This window comes from Campylobacter portucalensis, from assembly GCF_009690845.1.
Classification (GTDB): domain Bacteria; phylum Campylobacterota; class Campylobacteria; order Campylobacterales; family Campylobacteraceae; genus Campylobacter_B; species Campylobacter_B portucalensis.
This window is the reverse complement of record NZ_VWSJ01000026.1, coordinates 1-2,323: the sequence shown is the minus strand read 5'-3', so window position 1 is coordinate 2,323 and position 2,323 is coordinate 1. Positions and strand designations below refer to the sequence as shown.

3 protein-coding genes are annotated in these 2,323 nt (G+C 22.0%); all 3 read left to right on the top strand.

Features of this window, described 5'->3' with window-relative positions:
• Nucleotides 1-434 precede the first annotated feature (434 nt).
• The gene (locus tag F1B92_RS06745) at nucleotides 435-686 is read left to right on the top strand and encodes a hypothetical protein (protein WP_154571101.1); all 252 of its coding nucleotides are present in this window, start codon (nucleotides 435-437) and stop codon (nucleotides 684-686) included.
• Nucleotides 683-2,119, top strand: a complete 1,437-nt coding sequence (locus F1B92_RS06740; RefSeq protein WP_154571100.1) for a PepSY-associated TM helix domain-containing protein — start codon at nucleotides 683-685, stop codon at nucleotides 2,117-2,119. Before F1B92_RS06745 ends, F1B92_RS06740 begins: the two co-directional genes overlap by 4 nt.
• Nucleotides 2,116-2,323 (top strand): hypothetical protein (locus tag F1B92_RS06735; protein ID WP_154571099.1); only part of this gene is annotated, 208 nt, incomplete at its 3' end. The genes F1B92_RS06740 and F1B92_RS06735, both read left to right, overlap by 4 nt.

The following is a 2,323-nucleotide window of genomic DNA, read 5'->3' as shown; positions in this document are numbered from 1 at the left end:
TTAAATTTTAAATAGCTAAATTAGGCTTTAATTTTAACTCATAAATTTTTAAGTATCAAAATCTGATAAATCGGACTTAAAAATAGCATATTTGAGAATTTTTAATCACAAAATAGTTGAAATAACAATATAAATTTCATATATAAAAGCATATATGAAAATAAAATAAACTCTAAGAGTGGATATAAATTTTTTATCGGATAAAAGTAGCTTAGTGTTATAAAAACTCATCCAATAAAACAAAGTAAATTAAAATAAAAAATGCCTGCATTTTATCTTACAGCACATAAAATATTTAATTAAATTTATCTTGCTTAAGACTTTATAAAATTACTCTATTTAGCACAATAAAAGTAGTAAAATTATTATAATTTAGTCGATGTTAATTGTAGTTATATATAATTATGAGATTAATTATTATATAAAGGATTTTTGTGTATTTTGATGCAAGGCTTGAATTTTTATTTAGGAGCATTATTGCTATATTTATTGGCTATTTTTTATCTTATAATTTTGCAAGTAGCTTGCCATATCTTTTAAATTTAAGCTATTTAAATCAACCACTTTTTGCAAATTTATTTTTAATGATATTTTTTGTTTTTTGGTCTTTGATTAGTTATGTTTTAAATTTAAAATTATTAGTCCTATTTTGTGTTATATTGTCATTTTTGGTGATAATTTTATGAAGATGTTTAAAATTTATCATAAATATATAGGTATTTTTTTATCTTATATAGGATTTTTTATATTTTTTAGTGGTGCTTTTGCATATTATCGTGGCGAAATCACTCTTTTTATGCAACCAGAATTTTATAAATTAGACTACAAGTCTCAAAATTGGCTTAAAAATAGCATAGATTATCTTAGTAAAAATCATAAAAATTCAGATATTTGGGAGATAACGCTACCTTCGCAAATTTCACCTTATGTTTTTATATCTTATAATGATGATAAAAACATTAAACAAAATAAATTAAATAAACCACAAATTAAAATCAATCCGCAAAACGCAGAGGTTGTAAATTCAAAACCAACATATGGCGGAAGTTTTATAGGCAAACTTCACTATAATCTTTGGTATATTTCTTCAAGCAAGGCAAAAGAAATAGTCGGATATATAACTCTTTTTATGATATTGGTTATTTTAACCGGAATTTTGATATATAATAAAAAAATTTTTAAAAACTTTTTTAAATTTAATAAAAAAAATTTGTGGATAGATACTCACTTGATAGCAGGCATAAGCGGAATTTTTATATTTTTTTCTCTTTGTATATCAGGACTTTTTATTGTAGAAAAACATATGTTAAAAGACTTTTATGAAAAACACTCTTCTAAAAAAGATACTTTAGTTAAGCCAAATTCAAACAGCAATATTTCAGATAAAAACAAAATTTCATACCTTCCAACTTACTTAGAGATAGAAAAAATTATTAAAAATAGTCCGAATTTAAAAAATTTACGAAGCATTATTATAGATAAAGACGCTGCTAATGTTAGATTAAATTTTTATTTTCATAATCCATACAAACAACAAAATCCTGAAATTTATGATATAAAAACCTCAAAATTAATAGGCAAAGTAAAAAGTACAAAATCAAGTTATTATCAAGAGGTTAATTTTTTTATGAAGGTATTTCATAAAGGGCGTTTTGGTGAAGAAATAACCAAATTTATTTTATTTATTTTTGGAATTTTAGGTTTATTTATGTGTTTTAGTGGCGTGATTTTTTGGCAGCAAAAACTTAAGTCTTTAAATCTGATTTATTTTTACAAATTTCTAAATAGCTCAATTTTTATAGGACTTTTTACAAGTTTTGGGGTTTATCTTTTAAGCACTTGGATAGTATTAGATGTGAGATTGAGGCAAAATTTACAAGTAGATTTATTTTTTATATCTTTTGTTTTTGTTATGATTTTATCTTTGATTTTGGTTAAAAAATACTCTTATACCACACTATCTTTTATAACTTCATTTTTGTTTTTAGCAAGTGCAATTATGGCATTAATATATGGAAGTTATTTAAATTTTGCAAGCTTAAAAATTACCTTGCTTTGCTTTATTTTATCAGGTATTTTTGGATATTTAAGTAATAAATTTTATAAGGTTAAAAAATGAGTTTTTTGCTTGGAATTTTAACTGTTTTATTTGGATTTATAAAGATTAAAATTAAAAAAATTTTAGTTTTAATGTGTGTAAATTTAGCTCTGTTTTTGATGATATTTGGAGATGATAAATTTTATAGTTTTGTTTATTATATTTTTGCTTTAGGACTTAGTCAAATTGGCATTATAATTTATTTAAATTTTATAAAAATATTTT

Excerpts from the sequence above, each read along its gene's own strand:
- F1B92_RS06740 (WP_154571100.1), top strand. The coding sequence starts at position 683 with ATGAAGATGTTTAAAATTTATCATAAATATATAGGTATTTTTTTATCT.